Below are 22025 nucleotides of genomic sequence, written 5' to 3' on the forward strand. Positions count from 1 at the left end.
GAAAAAAGCCGGGGACTCGCCCCGGCTTTTCAGGAAACCGCGTGGTTTCAGGCTGCGTGCGTTGCGACAGCCGGTTTGCTGAACTCTGCCAGCAGCGATGCTTCCTTCTGCTTGGCGGCCTTCAGGTGGCGCTCCTTGACGTGGCCGTAGCCGCGGATGTCTTCAGGAATGCGCGCGATAGACACTGCGGTCGCCAGGTTATCGGCAGTCAGCTTGTCCAGGAGACCGGACACAGTGTTGCGGTATTCGCCGATCAGGGCGCGTTCCATCTTGCGCTCTGCGGTGTAGCCGAAGACGTCGAGGGCGGTGCCGCGCAGGCCCTTGAACTTGGCCAGCACGCTGAAGGCTTTCAGCATCCATGGGCCGAATTCCTGCTTGACCAGATGGCCTTCCTTATCCTTCTTCACCAGCAGCGGAGGCGCCAGGTGGAATTTCACCTTGTAGTCGCCTTCGAACATGCTTTCGATCTTGGCACGGAAGGCCGGGTCGCTGTGCAGGCGTGCCACTTCATACTCGTCCTTGTAGGCCATCAGCTTGTAGAAGTAGCGGGCTACGGCTTCGGTCAGCTTCTTCGAACCGAAGGCGCCTTCAGCCGCTTGCACCTGCGCCACGAAGTCGCTGTACTGCCTGGCGTATGCCGCGTCCTGGTAAGCAGTCAGCAGTTCCACGCGCTTGGCGATGATCTCTTCCAGCGTCTGGGTGCGCTTGAATTCGATCACGGTCGCTGGCGTGGCCAGCTTGGTCACCGCGGCGGTGTCGTGCGCGCAGTAGCGGCCCCAGTTGAAAGCTGCCTTGTTGAACGGCACGGACACGCCATTCAGCTCGATCGCCTTCATCAGCGACGCTTCCGACAGAGGCACGTGGCCTTTCTGGAACGAGTAGCCCAGCATGAACATATTGGTCGCGATCGAATCGCCCATCAGCGCAGTAGCGATCTTGCCGGCGTCGACGAAGTCCACATTGGATTCGCCGCAGGCGCGCTTGATCTCGGACTGGGAAGAAGTGCCTGGGAACTGCCAGTCGGGGTTCTTCACGAAGGCCGCCGTGGTAGCGCCGGTCGAGTTGATGGCAGCATAAGTGCGGCCTTCGCCCATGCGCGACAGCGCGTCTTTCGAGGCGGTCACGATCTGGTCGCAGCCGATCACCAGGTTGGCACTGCCAGTGCCGACGCGGGTCGAGTGCAGGTCGGCCTGCTTGTCGGCCAGGCGCACGTGCGACATCACCGGACCGCCCTTCTGGGCCAGGCCGGACATGTCCAGCACGATGGCGCCCTTGCCTTCCACGTGTGCCGCAACGGCCAGGATCTGGCCGACGGTCACCACGCCGGTGCCGCCGATACCGGTGATCAGGATGCCGTATGGATTCGCAGTCGAAGGGATCACAGGAGCAGGCAATGCCGGCACTTCTCCGCCGCCCGCTGCAGCTGCTTTCTTCGGCTTTTTCAGGCCGCCGCCTTCCACCGTCACGAAGGACGGGCAGAAACCGTTCACGCAGGAGAAGTCCTTGTTGCAGCTGGACTGGTTGATCTGGCGCTTGCGGCCCAGTTCAGTTTCCAGCGGCTCCACCGACAGGCAGTTGGACTGCACGGAGCAGTCGCCGCAGCCTTCGCAGACGGCTTCGTTGATCACGGCGCGCTTGGCCGGGTCAGGGTACTCGCCTTTTTTGCGGCGGCGACGCTTCTCGGAGGCGCAGGTCTGGTCGTAGATCATGGCCGACACGCCCGGCTTGTCGCGCAGTTCCTTCTGCACGTCCATCAGTTCGGAACGGTGGCGCACGGTGACGCCTGGCGCCCAGTTGTAATCGTCCGGATATTTTTCAGGATCGTCGGTGACCACGATGATCGGGGTCACGCCTTCCGCCGCGATCTGGCGCGAGATCATGCCTGGGTCGAGCGGACCGTCCACGTTCTGGCCGCCGGTCATTGCCACGGCGTCGTTGTACAGGATCTTGTAGGTGATGTTCACCTTTGCCGCCACGGCAGCGCGGATCGCCAGGATGCCGGAGTGGAAATAGGTACCGTCGCCGAGGTTGGTGAAGACGTGCTTCTCATTGGTGAACGGCGCCTGGCCAACCCAGGTCACGCCTTCCGCGCCCATATGGGTGAAGGTGGACGTCTCGCGGTCCATCCACAGCACCATGTAGTGGCAGCCGATACCTGCCATGGCGCGCGAGCCCTCCGGCACCTTGGTCGAGGAGTTGTGCGGGCAGCCGGAGCAGAAGTAAGGGATACGGTCCGTTTCCGGATTGGCCTTGGCCGGCAGGTTTTTCAGCGCTGCTTCCTTGGCTTCCAGGAAGGCGATACGCTCTTTCACGCGTGCCGCGACCGGATGGTCCTTGCAATAGTGCTCGATGCGCGAAGCGATGGCGCGTGCGATCTGGGCCGGGTTCAGTTCATAGGTCGCAGGCAGCAGCCAGTCGCCGTGGCCGGTCTTGCCCTTGTTGCTCCACTCGCCGGTGTCGTCGAATTTGCCGACCACGCGCGGACGCTCGCCGTCCGGCAGGTTGTACAGCTCTTCCTTCAGCGCGTATTCCAGGATCTGGCGCTTTTCTTCCACCACCAGGATCTCGTCCAGGCCCTTGGCGAATTCGTGCACGCCGTCCGCTTCCAGCGGCCAGGTCATGCCGATCTTGTACAGGCGGATGCCGATATCGGCCGCGGCTTGTTCGTCGATGCCCAGGTCGGCCAGCGCCTGGCGGGTGTCCAGGTAGGACTTGCCGGCGGTGATGATGCCGATCTTCGGCTTCGGCGCATCCCAGATGATCTTGTTCAGCTTATTGGCGCGGCAGTAGGCCAGCGCGGCGTACCACTTGTAGCTGTTCATGCGCACTTCCATGTCCAGCACGGTGTCCGGCCAGCGGATATTCAGGCCGCCCGCCGGCAGCTCGAAGTCTTCCGGCATCTGGATCTGGACGCGGTCCGGGTCGAAGTCGACCACCGCGCCCGACTCGATGATGTCCGTCACGCACTTCATCGACACCCACAGGCCGGTGTAGCGGCTCATGGCCCAGGCGTGCAGGCCGTAGTCGATGTATTCCTGCACCGACGATGGGTACAGCACCGGAATGCCGCAGGCGTTCAGGATGTGGTCCGACTGGTGGGCGGTGGAGGACGATTTCGCAGCGTGGTCGTCGCCCGCCAGCACCAGCACGCCGCCGTGCTTGGAGGAGCCGGCGTTATTGGCATGCTTGAACACGTCGCCGCAGCGGTCGACGCCTGGACCCTTGCCGTACCACATGGAGAACACGCCGTCGTACTTGGCATCTTCGAACAGGTTGGTCTGCTGGGTGCCCCAGACGGCAGTCGCCGCCAGGTCTTCGTTCATGCCAGGGTGGAACTTGACGTGGTGCGCGTCGAGGTGCTTCTTGGCCTTCATCGCGGTCTGGTCGACCGAGGTGACCGGCGAACCGCGGTAGCCGGTGATGTAGCCGGCGGTATTCAGGCCGGCTTTCAGGTCGCGCTCACGCTGCAGCATTGGCAGGCGGATCAGGGCTTGCGTGCCGGTCATGAAGGCGCGGCCGCGCTCAAGGGTCCACTTGTCGTCGAGGGTAATGTCGTGCGCGGGCGATAGCTCGCCGCTCTTGACGGGTGCGTTCATCAGGTGTGTCTCCAAAAACTTCTTCAAAGTTAGAACGGCGCCCTGTTCTTATTTGCGGGGCTGCCGGAATTCTTTAAACCGGTACGTGGCTGCCGCTGGCAATAGTGTCTGACCCTGCGGGTCAGACCGGACGGCGACCCGGCTGGTTTACCGGTTTTAAGCGGCCGTCTTGCTCGGGTCATCCAGCACCCCGCGGCGAATCTGATCGAGCTCAATCGACTCAAACAGCGCACGGAAATTGCCTTCGCCGAAGCCCTGGTCGCCCTTGCGCTGGATGATCTCGAAGAAGATCGGCCCAATCACGTTCTGGGTAAAGATCTGCAGCAGCAGTTCGCGTTCCGATTCGTTCGAATGGCCGTCGATCAGGATACGCAGGCGGCGCAGTTCTTCCACATTCTCGCCATGGTTTGGCAAGCGGCGGTTGACCAGCTCATAGTAGGTTTCGATCGTGTCCTGGAACACGATGCCCTGGTTGCGCAGGCCTTGCACGGAATCATAAATACCGTCGGTGCCCAGCGCGATGTGCTGGATGCCTTCGCCGTGGTACTCGTTCAGGTACTCCGCGATCTGCGACTTGTCATCCGACGATTCATTGATCGGAATGCGGATCTTGCCGCATGGCGAAGTCATGGCCTTCGACTTCAAGCCAGTCAGCTTGCCTTCGATGTCGAAGTAGCGCACTTCGCGGAAGTTGAACAGGCGCTCGTAGAAGTCAGCCCATTCCTTCATGCGGCCACGGTGCACATTGTGGGTCAGGTGGTCGATATAGGTCAGGCCATTGCCGACCGGGTTGGCTTCGGCGCCAGGGATGGCCACGAAGTCCGCGTCGTAAATCGAGATGTCGCCAATGGCGCCAGTCGGCTTGCCGTCAGCCGAATTCTTGCCGCGCCAGCGGTCAACCAGGTACAGCAGGGAGTCGCCCACGCCCTTGATGGCGGGGATATTCAGCTCCATCGGGCCGGTCTTGTTGTCAAAACCCCACGCGCCCAGTTCCAGCGCGCGCTTGTAGGCGAAGGCCGCATCGTCCACGCGGATCGCGATGGCGCACACGGACGGGCCGTGCTGGCGGGCGAAGCGCTGGGCGAACGAATCTTGTTCGGCGTTGATGATGAAGTTGATATCGCCCTGGCGGTACAGGGTCACGTCCTTATGGCGGTGACGGGCGATAGCGGTGAAGCCCATGTTTTCAAACAGCTTGCCCAGGGCTTTTGGATCGGGTGCCGCGAACTCGACGAACTCGAAGCCGTCGGTGCGCATGGGGTTTTCCCAGGGGGTGAATTTCATGGTGCGTCTCCCTATTAGAATTGCGCACAGTATAGTCCCCTGCATGCGACATTTAATTGCAAACATTTCCCAACATTGATTGGATTGAGCAATAATATTGCGAGAACATCGACTGAAAGAGGAATTTATGACCAAGATTGCGCTGGATAAAACGGATCGCAAGATATTGTCCATCTTGCAAACGGACGGCCGGCTGTCCAATCAGGATGTCGCAGAGCAAGTCAACCTCTCCCCTTCCCCCTGCCTGCGCCGCATCAAGCGCCTGGAAGAGGAAGGCGTTATTCGCCAGTATGTGGCGCTGCTGGATCCGGACAAGATCGGCCTCGGCCTGCTGGCTTACGTCAATGTGCGCCTCGAGAAGCACAGCGACGCGGCCGCCCACAGCAACGCGCGCGCCCTGGGCGTGAACCCGACCGGCACCTCGCCGCGCGCCGACTTCGCGGTGGCAGTCGAACAATGGCCTGAAGTGGTGGCCTGCTACGCCATGACCGGCGAAATGGATTACCTGCTGCGCGTGCACGTGGAAGACATGGACCACTTCTCGCGCTTCATGATGGCGACCCTGTTGCGCCACCCGGCCGTGCTGGACGTGAAGTCCTCCTTCGCCCTGCAGCGCATCAAGGACACCACGGCCCTGCCGCTGGTCTGATTGAGAAATCAGATTGAAGACCTTTGCCGATCTCGGGATTCCATTTCCGCTCTTTGCCGTCATCCCAGGACTTTGGGGCGACCAGCTTCACGACGACACCGGGATTTACGCCTTTGAATGCAGCTGCTGCGGACGCAAGACCGCCCATTGGGATCTCGCATAAGCAAGCGGCCTGGCTAGTCGTGTTCGTGCTGGCGTACCAGCGACTGCTCAAGGCGCTGGTATTCAGACGTAGCGCGCACTTTGGCGATCGCGTTCCAGAGCGCTTCGAAGCGCTTGGGTTCCCTGTCATAGGCCTTGCGGCCCACCATCAGGTGGAAGTCGAAACTGGCGAACGGTTGCTTCGCCAGGATCACGCGGCCCTGGTAGCGCGGGTCTTCTTTCAGCAGGTTTTCCGCGTCGCGTCCCATCAGCACGGCGACGTCGGCGCTGCCGGCTGCCAGCAGGCGCAGGCCTTCTTCTGCCGTCTTGGGCGTGTCGATCACCGTCTGGCCGCGTGCCTGCAACATGTCCACAATATAGTAGCCACGCTGCGCCACCACCAGCTTGCGCGGGTTGACCAGGGTCTTGCCGTCCCAACTGGCGCCGCTGTCGACGCGCAGATACAGGTCCACGTGGTCGCGGTACATGGCGCGCTCGGGGTCCTGGCTGCCATCGGCCTTGGTAGGCGGCTGGCTGTAGGCACGGCGGCGCGGATTGTCGGAGGGGCCGACCATGGCGTCGATCACGCCGGTACGGGTTTCCTCTTCACAGCGCTTCCACGGGCGGGGGACAAAGTTGATCTGGTCGCCGGTGATTTTCGCTGCGCGTTTCAGCAGCTCGATATTCAGGCCGGTGCCGTCCGGCATGGTCCACGGCGCCTGGGGGATGTCTTCGAAGCAGAATTTCAAGGGCGCCCCCGCCGCCTGCGCCAGCGGTGCGGCCATGGTCACGGCTAAAGCGATGCTGCGCAGGGCGAACGGCATGGAAGCCTCCTCTACTTTTCCTCCGATTTTACTCCAGGGATCTTGTCGAGCAGTTTGGCGGCGGCGCGGACGTTGGCTTTCAGCGCGTAGTCGAGAGAGGCAAGCTGTTCTTCCATCGCTTCCTGCAGCACGCTGGCAGGGTCGGCCGGGCCGAGCTTGAGGTAGGCATCCGCTTCCCCATAGTCGCGGTGGATTTCCATGCCGGCCTTTTTGGCGATGTGCATCATGGTCGCATTGGACGACAGGCAGTGCATGTACAGGGTGTCGACGTCATTGTTGCGGCAAGCGATGTTGGCGCGTTCGAACAGCTTGGAACCGATGCCGAGGCCACGCGCGGACTTGGAAACCGACACGCCGAACTCCGCCACCTGGTCTTTCTCGGTGGCCTTGTGCTTGTCGGCGTCGCGCTCGGCAAAGGCCAGGTGACCGACGGCCACCAGCTTGAAGACGCGGTTGTACACGCCGAACACCAGGTCGCGGTCGAAATCGATGCTGCCCACATAGCGCGTGATCTGCTCGTCGTTGACCGGTGTGCCGAAGCGCAACAGGCGGTCGTGGCGCTCCAGCGAGAGGAAGTGCTTGAGCATGCGGCGGCGGTCGCGCTCGCGCAACTCCTTGACCGGCACTGTCGGCCGGTCCTTGCCGCCGAACAGGCCGCGCAAGGGATTGCGGAAGAAGTTAAGACTGGTCATCGTTGCGCCCCTTCACGCCGATCGCAGCATGCACTGCCTGTACGCGGGCTGCGCGCACGCGCTCCGGGATCTGCTGCGGCGCGTCCGCCGAACGCTGGGCGATTTCGCCGGCATTGACTGCACGGGCTGCGTCGAGCGCCCGGGCCAACAATTCGCTCCGGCCCGGCGACGCGCCACCGGCACATTCCGCAGCCGCCACCATCTGCGCAAAGCGCGCCGGCTTGCGGAAGCCATCGCAGCGCTCGAACAAGCTGACCAGCGCGGCGGCATCCAGTTCCAGCGCCTTGTCCACGCTGCCGCGGTCGCGCGCCGTCATCACGGCCAGGTCGCGGCATTCGGTCGGCACTTTCAGGCGCTTGCTGGCTTGCTCCACTTGCGCCACGTCGAGCGCCTGCATCAGCGCAGCAAAGCGAACCGGCAGCTCCAGGCCCGCTGCGGCGGCACGATCGATCACCGGGGCCACTGCAAGTCCATCGCCGATTTCGGGAACGATGTGCGACAGGGCGCCGCAGCCGCGCAGCGCTTGCAGCATGCGCGAAGGCTTCTGCTCCATCAGGCCGCGCGCGATTTCCTGCCACACGCGTTCCGGCACCAGGGCATCGACCTCGCCCTGCTCCACCATGCGCTGCATCAGCGCATTGGTTTCAGGCGCCACGCGGAACTCCGGATAGCGCGCGGCAAAGCGCGCCAGGCGCAGGATGCGCACCGGGTCTTCGGCGAAAGCGTCCGACACGTGGCGGAAAATGCGGTCCTTGATGTCCTGCTGGCCGTTGTAAGGGTCGACCAGCGCGCCATCGTCGCCGCGCGCAATGGCGTTGATGGTCAGGTCGCGCCGCACCAGGTCTTCTTCCAGCGTCACGTCGCTGGAGGTGTGGAACACGAAGCCCTTGTAGCCGGGCGCCGTTTTGCGCTCGGTACGCGCCAGCGCATATTCCTCCTGCGTTTGCGGATGCAGGAACACCGGGAAATCCTTGCCCACCGGGCGGAAGCCGGCCTTCACCATTTCTTCCGGCGTGGCGCCTACCACCACATGGTCATGGTCCTTGACGGGCAAACCAAGCAAATCATCGCGCACCGCGCCGCCGACCACGTAAGTCTTCATCACCATCAATCGTCCGGCATCTCCGCGTCGTGCAGTGGCGCGGTTTCAGTTTCGGCCAGTGCGCCGGCGATCCAGGCATCGACCGCCGGATGATTGCGCATACGCTCGCAATAGGCGGACAGCGCCGGCGGCAGCACCACGCCATAGGTCTTGAAGCGGCACACCACCGGTGCAAAGAAGGCGTCGGCAATCGAGAACTCGCCGAACAGGAATTCGTTATGGCCGAAGCGGCTCAGGCACTCTTCCCACATTTCGCTGATGCGGCCGATGTCGGCCTGGGTGGCCGGCGTGCGGCCCTTGCCCGGGTAGCTGCCCTTGATGTTCATCGACATCGTGGTGCGCAGGCTGCCGAAGGAGCTGTGCATTTCGGCGCAGACCGAACGCGCCAGCGCACGTGCGGCCACGTCGCGCGGCCACAGCGGCTTGTCGGGGAATTGCTCGGCCAGGTATTCACAGATTGCCAGGCTGTCCCAGATTGCCATGTCGCCGGCCAGCAGCACCGGCACGCGGCCACTGGCGCTGTACCTGGCGATGTTGTTGGAGGTGTCCGGCTGGTCGAGCAGCACGCGCACTTCCGTGAACGGGATGTTGAAGGCTTTCATCGCAACCCACGGGCGCATCGACCACGAGGAATAGTTCTTGTTGCCGATGACCAGGGTCAGGCCAGGCTCACGCGCGGCGGCAAGGGTTTCGGCAAGTTTCGGGTCGAGTTCTGTGGTCTGCATGATTCCTCTGTTATCGTTTTAACGGCCGCCGTAAGCGGCTTCCTGTTGTTCCTGCTCGGTATAGCCCTTCGGCGTGACGGTGCTGCCCAGGCGCGCCTTCAGCGATTGCGGGCGGCCGTCGAACAGTGCTGCGTAATAAGTGGCGTTGACCATCACGTTTTTCACGTAGCCGCGCGTTTCCGCGAAAGGAATCGATTCGATGAAGATGGTGCTGTCCATCGGCTTGGTCAGCTGCGTGCGCCAGGCGCGCAGCCGGCCCGGCCCGGCGTTATAGGCGGCGGTGGCCAGTACCTGCGAGCCGTCCATGCTGCCCAGGACCATGTTCATGTAGTTGGCGCCCAACAGGATATTGGTCTTCACGTCTGTCAGCATGCCCTGCACGAAGTCGGTCAGGCCTATCTTGCGCGCCACCCAGCGTCCGGTGGAAGGCATCACCTGCATCAGGCCCGAGGCGCCGACCGAGGATTGCGCGTCCATCACGAAGCGCGATTCCTGGCGGATCAGGCCATACACCCAGGCGCGGTCCAGGCCCAGCGTGCTGGTGGTTGGTTGCATGATGTCGTCATGCGGCACCGGGTAGCGGTGCGTGTAGTCGGCCTGCACGCGGGTCTTCTCGGAGGTGTACACCATGCGGTCCAGCACATGCTTTTCGCGTGCGAATTCGGCGGCGGCGATCAGCTCGCGTTCGTTCAGGCGGCGGGTCTCCCAGTTCCACTCGCGCGTGCCTTCAAAGCGCAGGCGCATGTCGAAGAACTTGAGCGCGCGCTGCAGGCCGGGATTGGCGGAAATGGCTGCCATTTCGGCTGGTGTAGGGGCCGGGCCCGGAGGCGGGATGGTTACCAGTTGGCCCAGTTCCTCGCCGGCCAAGATGCCGTAATAGCTGGACTGGTCGGCAATGCTGCGGTAGGCGGCCAGCACTTCCGGCGTGTTGCTGCCTGCTTCGGCGGCGATGGCGCGCGCGTTCCAGTAAATCCAGGCCGGATCCTTGCGCAATTGCGGCGGCATGGCGGCGATGGTGGCCTTCACGGTTTTCCAGTCGCGTTCACGCAGGGCGATACGGGTCTTCCACTGCATCTGGTCCAGGGACAGCGGAGCACCGGCCGACTTGGCCCAATAGCCCGCCGTGTCAGGCGAAAACGAGTAGGACGACACCAGCGCCAGGTTAGCCCAGCCGATGGCGCGTTCCTGCGGCGTCAGGTGCGGCGAGTTCTTTTCCAGCGCCATCCGGGCCAGGTTCATGCTGGTGCGGGCGCCGCGGCCTACCGCCACCAGGAAAGTCTCGTGGTCGGCACGCGTGCTGCCGGCACCTTTGGCCAGCGCCAGCGTCGGCAGGTCCACCGCCTGGCCCATCTTCTTGTCCGAGCCATTCAGCAGCATCACGATGCGCTTGGCTGGGCCGGTGGAATTGGTTTCTCCGGCCAGGCGCACCTGCGTCCACAAATCTTCCTCTGTGAATTGCCCGGTCTGCGCCAGCGCCGCAATCAGCGCGCCGCAGCCTTCACCGTAGTACGGCGGAAAGACCAGCAGCGCGCGCGCATCGGCTGCCACGTTCTGGCCTTTGGAGAGGCGCGACAGCAGGTTGTAGCACTTGACCTGGGTATCGTCCTGCAGCACGAACTGCGGGAACTGTTCATCGAAGGTGGCCCATTCGCGCTTGCGGCCCAGTTCCAGCAGCCAATCGTTGCGCATGCGGTCGGCAATTGCGCTGCCCTGGTATTTGCTCAGGAAGGCACGCACCTCCGGATCCGCCACTTCCTTGAAACGGGCTTTCAGGCGGTAATAGTCGACGTAGGAGGGAATCGAATAATCTGGCAGGCGGGCGGCGTAAAACTCCGCCTTGGCCGCATCGTCGCGCCGCACCGAATCGCGCAGCAGGAGGAAGGCATCGTCTTCCTTGCGGCTGTCGCTTGCGTTATCCTGCGCCAAAGCCAGTGGCGAGGCGGCGCATGCTGCGACCATCAGTGCGCCGGCTATCCATTTCGAGGTGGAAATCAATGTACGACTCTCAAGGTAATTCACGATATGACCAGCCCAACTAGGATACCACGCAACCCCGACGGCCAGCCAGCATCCGGCAAGGCGGAACTGCGCAAGCATATGCTGGCGGTGCGCCGTGCGCTGGCAGCGGAAACACGTGCGCAGTGGGACGGCGAAATCGGTGCAAAAGTGGTCCAGTGGTGGCGCGAGTCCGGTGTCGGCACGCTGGGGGTGTACTGGCCCTTGCGCGACGAGCCGAACTTGCACGCCTGTTATGCGGAATTGGCGGAGCTGGGTGTGAGACTGCTGCTGCCGGTGGTGCTTGAGAAAAATGCGCCACTCGCATTTGCCGAGTGGACCATCGGGGAACCGATGCTGAAGGATTCGATGGGAGTGGGCGTGCCGGCCATGCTGCGGCTGGTGGAAGAGTTTCCGCCTGCCTTGCTGATACCTTGCCTGGGCTATAACCCGCAGGGCTACCGGCTTGGATATGGTGGCGGGTTCTATGACCGCACCCTGGCGCGCGAGCCGCGCCCGGCCACCGTGGGGGTGGCCTATCGCTGCCTCGCTGCCGATTTCGGCAGCGATGGGCACGATGTGGCGCTGGACCGCATCCTCACTGAGGACTGACCAGGCGGTTCCACAGGGCCGTCGTGGCGACGGCCTGGTTCATCGAGTAGAAGTGCAGTCCCGGCGCGCCGCCTGCCAGCAGGCGTTCGCACAGGTCCGACACCACGTCGAGCCCGAAAGCCTTGATCGAGGCCGAATCGTCGCCGAACGACGCCAGCTTCAGGCGCACCCAGCGCGGAATCTCCGCACCGCACATATCCGAGAAGCGCATCAGCTGCGTGTAATTGGTGATCGGCATGATGCCGGCCACGATAGGCACGTTCACGCCCGCCTTCTGCGCCGCGTCGACGAAATGGAAATAGGCGTCGGCATTGTAGAAGTACTGGGTGATCGCGGCATTGGCGCCGGCATTCACCTTGCGCACGAAGGCTTGCATATCGTCCTGCGGCGAACGCGCCTGGGGATGCACCTCAGGATAGGCCGCCACTTCGATATGGAACCAGTCGCCCGTTTCCGCGCGCACGAATTCCACCAGCTCATTGGCGTAGCGGAATTCGCCCGACATGCCATAGCCGGACGGCAGGTCGCCGCGCAGCGCCACCAGGCGCTTGATGCCGTGCGACTTGTACTGCTGCAGGATGGCGCGGATCGATTCGCGCGTGCCGCCGATGCAGGACAGGTGCGGCGCGGCTTCTTCGCCGGCCTCCATGATCTCAAGTACGGTGTCCAGGGTGCCCTGCTGGGTCGAACCGCCGGCGCCGAAGGTCACGGAAAAATACTTGGGATGCAGCTCGGACAGTTTAGCGCGCACGCCGCGCAGCTTCTCTGCCCCTTCCGGCGTTTTCGGCGGGAAGAACTCGATACTGAAATTATGGTTAGCCATCATTGTCTTTCAACAGAAGGGTAGACAAGGCCCAGGAAATCACGCTGTACAGGAGTGCGCCGAGGATGGCAGAGCCAAAGCTGTCGACATGGAAGCCTTCCACCACTTTCGCCACCAGCCAGAACATGAAGCCGTTGATGATGAAGATGAACAGGCCGAGCGACAGCACGGTAACAGGCAATGTCAGCAACAGCAGCACAGGACGCACCAAAGTGTTGACCAGGCCAAGCAGGAGGGCAGCAACCAAGGCGGCGCCAATGCTTGTGACATTGACGGAATGCATCAGGTAAGGCACCGCGAAGAGCGCGGCGGCATTGATTATCCAGGTGAGGACCAAACGCATGATATTTGCTCGATTCATTAACCCGGTAAAACCGGGTCAGGCCCTTGGGCCTGACCCGGTTTTACCGGTGCCGTAGACGGATTTTAGTAACGGTAGTGCTCAGGCTTGTAAGGGCCTTCGACTTTAACGTTGATGTACGCCGCCTGCTCTTCGGTCAGGGTGGTCAGCTGCGCATTCAGCTTTTTGAGCTGCAGGCGCGCAACCTTCTCGTCCAGGTGCTTAGGCAGGGTGTACACGCCGACCGGGTAGGCTTTGGTGTTGGCGAACAGTTCGATCTGGGCGATGGTCTGGTTGGCGAACGACGACGACATCACATACGATGGGTGGCCGGTACCGCAGCCCAGGTTCACCAGGCGGCCTTCCGCCAGCAGGATGATGCGCTTACCGTCCGGGAAGATCACGTGGTCGACCTGCGGCTTGATGTTCTCCCACTGGTACTTCTTCAGGGAAGCGACATCGATCTCGTTGTCGAAGTGGCCGATGTTGCAGACGATCGCCTGGTCCTTCATCTTCAGCATGTGCTGTTCGGTGAGGATGTGGTAGTTGCCGGTGCAGGTGACGAAGATGTCGCCGTGTTCAGCGGCGTAATCCATGGTCACCACGCGGTAGCCTTCCATCGCAGCCTGCAGGGCGCAGATCGGGTCGATCTCGGTCACCCACACTTGGGCCGACAGGGCGCGCATGGCTTGCGCCGAGCCCTTGCCCACGTCGCCGTAGCCGGCAATCACGGCGATCTTACCCGCCACCATCACGTCGGTGGCGCGCTTGATGCCATCCACCAGCGACTCGCGGCAGCCATACAGGTTGTCGAACTTGGACTTGGTGACGGAGTCGTTCACGTTGATGGCAGGGAAGGCCAGCTTGCCTTCCTTGTGCATCTGGTACAGGCGGTGCACGCCGGTGGTGGTTTCTTCGGTCACGCCCAGGATGTGCGGCAGGCGCTTGGAATACCAGGTCGCATCCTTGGCCAGGTGGGCCTTGATGGAGTTGAACAGGCAGATTTCTTCTTCCGAGCCTGGGTTGTTCAGGACCGAGAGGTCTTTTTCGGCGCGGGCGCCCAGGTGCAGCAGCAGGGTTGCGTCGCCGCCGTCGTCCAGGATCATGTTGGAATACACACCCTCACCTGGCCATTCGAAGATGCGGTGGGTGTAGTCCCAGTAGTCGGCCAGGGTTTCGCCCTTGACTGCGAACACAGGGGTGCCGACCGATGCGATGGCAGCGGCAGCGTGGTCCTGGGTCGAGTAGATGTTGCAGGATGCCCAGCGCACTTGCGCGCCCAGCGCTTCCAGGGTGCGGATCAGCACTGCAGTCTGGATGGTCATGTGCAGCGAGCCGGTGATGCGGGCGCCTTTCAGCGGCTGCGCGGCGGCGAATTCCTCACGGATTGCCATCAGGCCCGGCATTTCCGTTTCGGCGATCTTGATCTCTTTTTCGCCCCAGGCGGCCAGGCCGATGTCAGCGATGATGTAGTCTTGGGAGTCTTTGAGTACGGCGTTCATCACGCCCTCCTTTCATTGGTTGAAAAAAGTAACGTGAGCGCGGTGTTGATGTTCCGAGCCTGGCCAGGCTTGCTGGTCGCAGCGCTCCTCGGAGAGTGGGGATTGTATCAAAGAAGTCGGGGTCAGCTCCGGCAATCGGACATTTTGCTGCGCAAAATGTCCGATTGCCGGAGCTGACCCCGACTTTTCAATTACAAGCCGGCGGCGGCGCGCAGGATCGCGGCCTTGTCGGTACGCTCCCAGCTGAACTCCGGCTCTTCGCGGCCAAAGTGGCCGTAGGCCGCGGTCTTGGCGTAGATCGGGCGCAGCAGGTCCAGCATCTGCACGATGCCTTTCGGGCGCAGGTCGAAGTGTTCCTGAACCAGTTGTGCGATCTTCTCGTCGGAGATCACGCCGGTGCCTTCGGTGTACACGGTGATGTTGATCGGGCGTGCCACGCCGATCGCATACGACACCTGCACCTGGCACTGGCGCGCCAGGCCGGCGGCCACCACGTTCTTGGCGACGTAGCGGGCGGCATAGGCTGCCGAACGGTCAACCTTCGAAGGATCCTTGCCGGAGAACGCGCCGCCGCCGTGCGGGGCTGCGCCGCCGTAGGTGTCGACGATGATCTTGCGGCCGGTCAGGCCGCAGTCGCCCTGCGGGCCGCCGATGACGAATCGGCCGGTCGGGTTGACCAGGAACTTGGTGTCCTTGATCCATTCGGTCGGCAGTACCGGGCGGATGATCTCTTCAATGACCGCTTCTTCGATCTGCGAGTGGCTCAGTTCAGGCGCGTGCTGGGTCGACAGCACCACGGTGTCCACCGACACCGGACGGCCATCGACGTAGCGCAGGGTGACCTGCGACTTCGCGTCCGGACGCAGCCATGGCAGGCGGCCATCCTTGCGCAGCTGCGACTGGCGCTCGACCAGGCGGTGCGAGTAGTAAATCGGCGCGGGCATCAGTTCCGGGGTTTCGTCGCAGGCGTAACCGAACATCAGGCCCTGGTCGCCGGCGCCCTGGTCCAGGTCGAGGCCTGCACCTTCGTCGACGCCCTGGGCGATGTCCGGCGATTGCTTGTCGTAAGCAACCAGCACGGCGCAGCCCTTGTAGTCGATACCGTATTCGGTGTTGTCGTAGCCGATACGCTTGATGGTATCGCGGGCCACTTGAATATAATCCACGTTGGCGTGGGTGGTGATTTCACCTGCCAGCACCACCAGGCCGGTATTGCACAGCGTTTCCGCGGCAACGCGGGCGCGTGGGTCCTGGGTGAGGATGGCATCCAGAATCGCGTCGGAAATCTGGTCGGCTACCTTGTCCGGGTGGCCTTCAGAGACGGATTCAGAGGTGAAAAGGAAATCGTTGGACATCGCAAGCTCCTAGTTTGGCTCTACATAACATTGTCGCAAAACCAATAAAGCTTGCGACGCTTTAGCGAAGTTTGTATCCCGCCTCGCAAGTTGTCTGTTAACTCAGCGGCTACTGCAACGTGGTATTTTACGCTTCTTAAAAAAATTTTGTGCAGAGCAACGTAAAAATGCTCTTATATATTAATACATGCTGTTAAGAATATTCCGCTTCTTCTCCATCTTCCCCTTGCCAGTACTGCATGCCTTGGGCGTAGGGCTCGGCTGGCTGGTCTACTTGCTATCACCTTCGTACCGACGTCGGATGCGGGCCAACATGACGCAGGCAGGCTTTTCCGCCCACCTCGGCCGCGCCGTGGGCGAAGCGGGCAAGGCCATTGCCGAATTGCCGTTCATCTGGTGCGCCGATCCGCAGCGCGTGACCGACCGCGCCACGGTGGAGAACTGGGATCTGGTGCAGAAATACCTGGATGCCGGCAAGGGCATCGTGTTCCTCACCCCGCACCTGGGCTGCTTCGAGATTACCGCACAGGAAATCGCCCACCGCACGGAACTGATGGTGATGTATCGCCCGCCGCGCAAGGAAGCGATGAAGCCGCTGATCGAAGGCGCGCGTGCCCGCAAGAACCTGCTGCTGGCGCCTGCCAATATGGGCGGCGTGCGCATGCTGGCCAAGTTCCTGAAGAAAGGCCAGCCGATCGGCCTGCTGCCCGACCAGGTGCCGCAGGAAGGCGAAGGCGTGTGGGCAGACTTCTTCGGCCGCACGGCCTACACCATGACCTTGCCAGCCAAGATGGCCCAGTTGGGCGATGCCGTGATCCTGATCGTGTATGCCGAACGCCTGCCAGGCGGTAAAGGCTATGTGGTGCGCTTCGTGCCGTTTGAAGGCTCACTGGCAGGCGATGGCGCGGCCCAGGCACGCGCCATCAACGCTGAAATGGAAAAGCTGATTGCGCGCTGCCCGGCGCAGTATTACTGGAGCTATAACCGCTACAAGGTGCCGGCCGGCGTGGCCGGCCCGGGTGCCGCGACGCAGGAGGCATCGGCATGAGGCTGCTGCTTGGAATGATGTGGCTGCTGCACTGGTTGCCGCTGCCAGTGCTGGGCCGCATCGGCAAGGCGGTCGGCAGCCTGCTGTTCATCGTCATGGGGCCACGCCGCGAAATTGCGTTAACCAACCTGCGCCTGACCATGCCGGAATTGTCGGAGGAGCAGCGGCGCGCCATTGCCCGCCAGCATTTCCAGGCTTACTCGCGCAGCGTGCTGGAGCGCTCGATCCTGTGGTGGGCTTCCGAGGAACGCCTGCGCAAGCTGATCACGGTGGAAACCAGCACCGGCATGCCGCCCGGCAAGGTTCCGGTGGCCGAGATGACGGAAAAGCCAACCATCCTGCTGTGCCCGCATTTCGTTTGCCTCGACGTTGGCGGCGCTTCAATCGCCATGGAAGCGTCGGCATCGTCGATGTACGTCGCGCAAAAGAACAAGGTGTTCGATGAAGTGCTGCGCGCCGGCCGTGCGCGATTCAAGCCGGTCCGGCTGTTCACCCGCCAGGACGGCATCAAGCCCATCCTGCGCGCGCTGAAGGAAAAGCTGCCCTACTTCATGCTGCCGGACATGGATTTCGGCGACAAGGATGCCGAATTCGTGCCCTTCTTCGGCGTACCTGCCGCCACCTTGACCGCCACTGCACGCATCGCCGCCGCAACCGGCGGCCAGGTCATGCCGGTGATTGCCACCTTCCTGCCCAATTACCAAGGCTACCGTGTCAAGTTCTATCCGGTGTGGGAGAATTACCCAGGGCCCGATATGGCAGCTGCAACGCGCCGTATGAATGAATTTATTGAAGAACGTGTGAAGGAAGCGCCTGCCGAATACTTCTGGACCCACAAGCGCTTCAAGACCCGCCCGGAAGGCCAGCCTTCCTTCTACTCCAGGAAACGATGAAACTCAAATTCACCAAGATGCACGGCGCCGGCAATGACTTCGTGGTCATTGACGCCATTAACCAGCAGATCGATTTCACGCCGGCCCAGTGGCAGGCGCTGGCCGACCGCCGCTTCGGCGTCGGCGCGGACCAGATGCTGGTAGTGGAAAAATCGACCGTGCCGGGTTGCGATTTCCGCTATCGCATCTTCAACAACGACGGTGGCGAAGTGGAACAGTGCGGCAATGGCTCGCGCGCCTTCGTCAAGTTCGTGGTTGAAAAAGGCCTGACATCGGAACGCAAGATCACGGTGGAAACCCTGGCCGGCATCATTTCGCCGCGCCTGGAGGACGATGGCAGCATTACCGTCGACATGGGTGCGCCAGTACTGGAGCCGGCACAAGTGCCGTTCGATGCGGATGGCTTGCAGGGCCAGCCGGAAGGCCGGGAAACCCTGTGGCCACTGGTACTGGAACTGGGCGGCCAGCGCGAGTCGGTGCAGGTGTCGGTGGTGTCGATGGGTAACCCGCATGCGGTGCAGGTGGTGGCTGATGTGGATTCTGCGCCGGTGGAACTGGTGGGGCCGCTGATCGAGCATCACCAGCGCTTCCCGAAACGGGTGAATGCCGGCTTCATGCAGCTGGTAGACCGCCAGCATGTGAAACTGCGCGTGTTCGAACGCGGTGCCGGTGAAACGCTGGCTTGCGGCACTGGCGCTTGTGCGGCGGTGGTGGCGGGGATCCGCCGCGGCTTGCTGGATTCGCCGGTGCGCGTCGATGCGCGCGGCGGGCAGTTGTCGATTGCCTGGGCGGGTGAGGGGCAGCCGGTTTACCTGACTGGGCCGGCGGTGACTGTGTTTGAGGGTGAGATCACCATCTAACACCGCAAACCCGGGCCGGGCCCTGGTTTACCGGTTTTCAGGCCGCAGCCATCATGTCAGCCCCCAGCCAGCTTTTCAGCCGGTACAAGCGCTGGCGGTAATTCCCCTCCATATCCACATCAACCAGCTCGAACAGGCGCACGATGCGATCGAGCTTCTGCCGCTCCGCTGCGGTGCGCACCAGCACCAGGCGGCGCTTGCTGCGGCCATAGCTGGCGCGGATATCGACCACCAGGCAATGCCCCTGGTCGGCCGCCTTCACGTCGAGGAGCAAAGCCTCGGCCCGCGTCAGCCGGAACATCGCCGCCAACTCGATGCGTGCCGCCAGCAAAGGCTGGCTGCTGAGGATGTCACGCGTCAGCAATGGCAGCAAGGGATCTGCCCAGCCGGCCGGCGGCGGCGCTGGCGAGATCCGCTCCAGCGCCTGCTGCGCCTCGACGCTGCCCTGCGCCGCAGCCTTCTGCAGCCAGAACACCGCCCGCACATCATTGTCTTCGGCGCCGCGGCGCGCCCGCCAGGCGTGGATGCCGCATTCAAGCTGCGCCCCGCTATGCCCCATGTCCGCCGCGCGCTCCAGGCAGGCATGCGCTTCGCTCGCGCTGCGCTGGGAGAATTCGGGACGGATATATATGCGCGACATGGCAAACCAGGCATCGGCCAGTCCTTGCTCGCCAGCTTGCGCCAGCCAACGCAAGGCGCGCTTGAAGTTGACCGTGCCGCTGCTGGATTCCAGCCGGTCGCCTTCGCTGTTCATGCGTGCCAGGTGCAAGCCCAGCGCCAACTGGGCATCGCGGTCGCCGCCCTGGGCGGCCAGGGTGCGCAGGCGCAGCAGCTCGTCCTGGTCGGCATCCTGCTCGCCCTCCAGGGCCCGCCAGGCTTCCGGCACGCTGGCCGGCACTTCCAGGCTGGGTGACGGCGCCGCGCGCTGCGCGGCTGCCGGCACGGCAGCCTTGCGCCCCTGGCCGGCTGCTGCAGGCGGCGCCGCATCGACTCGCCGCAATTGGGCCAGCACGCGCACTGCGGCCGGAATGCCTTCCTGCGCGGCGCGCACGAACCACTGCAACGCCTGGGCCCGCGCAGGCTGCGCCACTTCAAATGGGATATTGGCGCCGATCAGCTGCCAGGCTTCTTCCACGCCCTGGGTCGCGGCGCGGCATAGCCAATGCAATGCGGTCGGCATGTTTTGCGGCAGGCTGGCCCCGCCAAAAAGGTAGAGCTTGCCCAGCGCTAGCTGGGCTGCGGCGTCTCCTGACCGCGCTCCCCTGATAATCACCAGCTCGTCTCGATTTGCCATCGATGTATCCGGTTCCAAGGAATAAGCTGCATGCCCAGTGTAGCCGCACCACTATGCGGTGGCGCATGACTCCCGGACTTTTTGATGTGTGACAAATGTGACAGTCCTGGCTTTCGGCTTCCTTACAGCGCTTTCACTAAATGAACAGGCTGGCAAGCGTTTCAAAAATACAACAGTGCTGCCCGGTTTTGACCCTTTTTCGTGCAGGTAAGTGACCAATCGGCCCGGATGAGGGGTGGTCTGCACTTATCGTATAACCATCCCTGTACCCCGGTTTGACTTATAAAAAGGAACAACACATGAAGAAATCGTTACTGGCCCTGGCCTTGATGGGCGCCTTCAGCGGTGCTGCCTTTGCGCAATCCTCCGTCACCGTCTACGGCACGTTGGATGCAGGCATTACCAAGACCACCCATACGACGAACAGCGCCATCCAGGAAGGCAAACGCGACAACAACAAACTGGGCTTCCGCGGCGTGGAAGACCTGGGCAGCGGGCTGAAAGCCCTGTTCCACCTGGAGATCCGCTTCGAGTCCGACACCGGCACCATCGAAGGTGTGAGCCGTCCACTGTTCCAGGGCCAGAGCCGGGTCGGCCTGCAAGGCGGCTTCGGTACCATCCGCGCCGGCCGCGCGCTGACCTCGCTGCAGGAAACCAGCACCCAGTTCGAGCCATGGTCCGGCATGCCTAACCAGGCCGGCTTCCAGACCGACATCATGGTTACCGGCTATCGCACCGCCCTGGCGGGCAGCGGCTCCGATCCGCTGGGCGTGGCCGGCAACTCCGGCAACCGCTTCGCCAACGCGATCTGGTACAACACGCCGGTGTGGAATGGCTTCCAGCTCAATGTGAACGTCGGCAGCAAGGAAAACAATGGCTTGAGCACTGCCATCGTCGGCCGCGGCACCGTTGCCGCGCCACAGTATCCGGTGGGTGCGATGGCTGGTGCCTACCCTTACTCGGTCAGCGCAACTTATATGGCGCCGGGCACCACGCCGGCCTGGGCGGTCTATGCCGGTACCGAACGCAATGCGACCGAAGTCAAATGGCATTCGATCGGCGCCTACTACCGCCCGATTCCCGAGCTGAAGCTGATGGCCAATTATGGCAAGCAGGACCTGGGCCACATCCTGGCGGCCAACGATGGCATCACGTCCTGGATGGTGGGTGCGAACTACAACGTGGGGCCGGGCAAGTTCCTGATCGGCTATGGCCAGAAGGATCCGGACGGCCAGCTCAAGACCCGGCAGTTCTCGGTCGGCTATGAGTACAACCTGTCGCCGCGTACTTACCTGTACCTGGACCTGTCGCAGAAGAAGCTGCCACTGGTCTCGACTGCGATCGTGGACACCAGCCAGAATCATTACGCGCTGGGGATCCATCACAACTTCTAACACCGGCAAACCTGGGTCAGGCCCTTGGGTCTGACCCAGTCGACGCACCGGGCGCGGGGTTGGTTCCGGGCCTTTGACTTTCACGAAACGTCAAAGGCCCGGAACCAACCCCGTTGCTTAAGATCATTCGGGGTCTGCCCCTTGGGTCGGACCCCGCTTTACCGGTTTGGATCGGTTAAAATGTCCACGCCTGCAACATTCGATGTGACATCAACAATGACCGACACCCTGGATTCCGCAATCGTCGCGCAGTACCTGGCCGACAATCCGCACTTCTTCGAAGAACACGCCAACCTGCTGGGCGAGGTCAGGCTGTCCAGCCCGCTGACCGGGCGCGCGGTCTCGTTGCAGGAACGCCAGATGGAAGTCATGCGCGACAAATATAAAGCGCTGGAACTGCGCATGGCCGACCTGACCCGCCACGCCGAGGCCAACGCCGCCATCGCCAACCGCTTCCATAGCTGGAACCAGGCCATCCTGCAAACGCGCGACGATGCCGCAGTGCCGCGCGCCATCGTGCAGGGCCTGATCGACAGCTTCCACGTGCCGGCTGCCACCCTGCGCCTGTTCAATGTAGCGCCGGAATTCGCCGCTGAATGGTTCGCCAGCGGCGTGTCGGAAGACGCCCGCCTGTTCGCCAACAGCCTGATGACGCCTTACTGCGGCAGCAATAACGATTTCGAAGCCGTGCGCTGGCTGGACGACGCCGAGCACATCAAGTCCGCGGTGATCCTGCCGCTGCGCAAGCCGGGCGCCAAGGGCGCCGCCTTCGGCCTGCTGATCATGGGCTCGCCGGACCCGGAGCGCTTCACCTCCCTGATGGCGACCGACTTCCTGGTCCACATCGGCGAAACCGCCAGCGTGGCGCTGGCGCCCCTGCTGGCCTAGGATTAAGG

The 22025-nt window shown here is 62.7% G+C and carries 20 protein-coding genes and 1 riboswitch; of the genes, 8 read left to right on the plus strand and 12 right to left on the minus strand.

Annotated elements, in window-relative coordinates; translation table 11 throughout:
• Positions 1 to 47: 47 nt before the first annotated feature.
• Entirely contained in the window at positions 48 to 3596 is a 3549-nt protein-coding gene (locus tag ASD58_RS29295; protein WP_057265915.1) for an indolepyruvate ferredoxin oxidoreductase family protein, read from the minus strand.
• A gap of 156 nt (positions 3597 to 3752) precedes the next feature.
• Positions 3753 to 4880: a 4-hydroxyphenylpyruvate dioxygenase gene (gene hppD, locus ASD58_RS29300; RefSeq protein ID WP_057265917.1), complete on the minus strand. Its 1128-nt coding sequence runs from the start codon at positions 4878 to 4880 to the stop codon at positions 3753 to 3755.
• A 127-nt stretch (positions 4881 to 5007) separates the two neighbouring features.
• Between hppD and ASD58_RS29305 the strand changes: the two genes are divergently transcribed.
• Both ASD58_RS29305 and ASD58_RS31590 read left to right on the plus strand, forming a co-directional pair.
• The gene (locus tag ASD58_RS29305) at positions 5008 to 5529 is read left to right on the plus strand and encodes an Lrp/AsnC family transcriptional regulator (protein ID WP_028103119.1); all 522 of its coding nucleotides are present in this window, start codon (positions 5008 to 5010) and stop codon (positions 5527 to 5529) included.
• Between the two features lie 13 nt (positions 5530 to 5542).
• Entirely contained in the window at positions 5543 to 5692 is a 150-nt protein-coding gene (locus tag ASD58_RS31590; protein WP_156401558.1) for a hypothetical protein, read from the plus strand.
• A 13-nt stretch (positions 5693 to 5705) separates the two neighbouring features.
• On the opposite strand, the gene ASD58_RS29310 is transcribed toward ASD58_RS31590, so the two are convergent.
• The 5 genes from ASD58_RS29310 to ASD58_RS29330 are packed head-to-tail and all read right to left on the minus strand — an operon-like array spanning position 5706 to position 10972.
• A complete protein-coding gene (locus ASD58_RS29310) occupies positions 5706 to 6494 on the minus strand; it encodes an ABC transporter substrate-binding protein (protein WP_057265919.1) in 789 nt (262 codons plus the stop codon).
• 11 nt (positions 6495 to 6505) lie between these two features.
• A complete protein-coding gene (locus ASD58_RS29315; RefSeq protein ID WP_057265921.1) occupies positions 6506 to 7186 on the minus strand; it encodes a GNAT family N-acetyltransferase in 681 nt (226 codons plus the stop codon).
• Complete coding sequence (locus ASD58_RS29320) at positions 7173 to 8288, minus strand: CCA tRNA nucleotidyltransferase (RefSeq protein ID WP_057266251.1); 1116 nt, start codon at positions 8286 to 8288, stop codon at positions 7173 to 7175. Before ASD58_RS29320 ends, ASD58_RS29315 begins: the two co-directional genes overlap by 14 nt.
• A 5-nt stretch (positions 8289 to 8293) precedes the next feature.
• Entirely contained in the window at positions 8294 to 9013 is a 720-nt protein-coding gene (locus ASD58_RS29325) for a glutathione S-transferase family protein (RefSeq protein WP_057265923.1), read from the minus strand.
• Between the two features lie 18 nt (positions 9014 to 9031).
• Positions 9032 to 10972: a lytic transglycosylase domain-containing protein gene (locus ASD58_RS29330; protein ID WP_229210149.1), complete on the minus strand. Its 1941-nt coding sequence runs from the start codon at positions 10970 to 10972 to the stop codon at positions 9032 to 9034.
• A 63-nt stretch (positions 10973 to 11035) separates the two neighbouring features.
• Between ASD58_RS29330 and ASD58_RS29335 the strand changes: the two genes are divergently transcribed.
• Positions 11036 to 11620, plus strand: a complete 585-nt coding sequence (locus tag ASD58_RS29335; protein WP_082565776.1) for a 5-formyltetrahydrofolate cyclo-ligase — start codon at positions 11036 to 11038, stop codon at positions 11618 to 11620.
• Here ASD58_RS29335 and metF read toward each other — a convergent pair.
• The 4 genes from metF to metK form a co-directional block, all read right to left on the minus strand.
• Positions 11607 to 12443, minus strand: a complete 837-nt coding sequence (gene metF / locus ASD58_RS29340; RefSeq protein ID WP_057266255.1) for a methylenetetrahydrofolate reductase [NAD(P)H] — start codon at positions 12441 to 12443, stop codon at positions 11607 to 11609. The genes ASD58_RS29335 and metF overlap by 14 nt on opposite strands.
• Positions 12436 to 12786 carry a phage holin family protein gene (locus ASD58_RS29345; protein ID WP_057265927.1) on the minus strand — a complete coding sequence of 117 codons (351 nt, stop codon included), beginning with the start codon at positions 12784 to 12786 and terminating at the stop codon, positions 12436 to 12438. Before ASD58_RS29345 ends, metF begins: the two co-directional genes overlap by 8 nt.
• A gap of 83 nt (positions 12787 to 12869) precedes the next feature.
• Positions 12870 to 14285, minus strand: a complete 1416-nt coding sequence (ahcY, locus tag ASD58_RS29350; RefSeq protein ID WP_057265929.1) for an adenosylhomocysteinase — start codon at positions 14283 to 14285, stop codon at positions 12870 to 12872.
• Positions 14286 to 14313: 28 nt separating this feature from the next.
• Positions 14314 to 14381, minus strand: a riboswitch (S-adenosyl-L-homocysteine riboswitch).
• Positions 14382 to 14476: 95 nt separating this feature from the next.
• Positions 14477 to 15640: a methionine adenosyltransferase gene (gene metK / locus ASD58_RS29355; protein ID WP_057265931.1), complete on the minus strand. Its 1164-nt coding sequence runs from the start codon at positions 15638 to 15640 to the stop codon at positions 14477 to 14479.
• Between the two features lie 187 nt (positions 15641 to 15827).
• On the opposite strand from metK, the gene ASD58_RS29360 reads away from it, so the two are divergent.
• The 3 genes from ASD58_RS29360 to dapF are packed head-to-tail and all read left to right on the plus strand — an operon-like array spanning position 15828 to position 18441.
• Positions 15828 to 16688 (plus strand): lysophospholipid acyltransferase family protein, encoded by an 861-nt coding sequence (locus ASD58_RS29360; RefSeq protein ID WP_057265933.1) that lies wholly within the window; start codon positions 15828 to 15830, stop codon positions 16686 to 16688.
• On the plus strand, positions 16685 to 17581 hold the full coding sequence (locus ASD58_RS29365) for a lipid A biosynthesis acyltransferase (RefSeq protein ID WP_057265934.1): 897 nt from the start codon (positions 16685 to 16687) through the stop codon (positions 17579 to 17581). The genes ASD58_RS29360 and ASD58_RS29365 overlap by 4 nt, the downstream gene beginning before the upstream one ends.
• Positions 17578 to 18441, plus strand: coding sequence for a diaminopimelate epimerase (gene dapF, locus ASD58_RS29370; protein WP_057265936.1), 864 nt, complete (start codon positions 17578 to 17580; stop codon positions 18439 to 18441). The genes ASD58_RS29365 and dapF overlap by 4 nt, the downstream gene beginning before the upstream one ends.
• A 37-nt stretch (positions 18442 to 18478) precedes the next feature.
• Here dapF and ASD58_RS29375 read toward each other — a convergent pair whose 3' ends face one another.
• Complete coding sequence (locus ASD58_RS29375) at positions 18479 to 19735, minus strand: SEL1-like repeat protein (protein WP_057265938.1); 1257 nt, start codon at positions 19733 to 19735, stop codon at positions 18479 to 18481.
• A gap of 299 nt (positions 19736 to 20034) precedes the next feature.
• Here ASD58_RS29375 and ASD58_RS29380 point away from each other — a divergent pair, with 299 nt between their 5' ends.
• Complete coding sequence (locus ASD58_RS29380) at positions 20035 to 21129, plus strand: porin (protein ID WP_057265940.1); 1095 nt, start codon at positions 20035 to 20037, stop codon at positions 21127 to 21129.
• Between the two features lie 216 nt (positions 21130 to 21345).
• A complete protein-coding gene (locus ASD58_RS29385; protein ID WP_057265942.1) occupies positions 21346 to 22017 on the plus strand; it encodes a DUF484 family protein in 672 nt (223 codons plus the stop codon).
• The last annotated feature ends 8 nt before the right edge of the window (positions 22018 to 22025 follow it).

Source organism: Duganella sp. Root1480D1 (assembly GCF_001427305.1).
Taxonomy (GTDB): Bacteria; Pseudomonadota; Gammaproteobacteria; order Burkholderiales; family Burkholderiaceae_D; genus Rugamonas.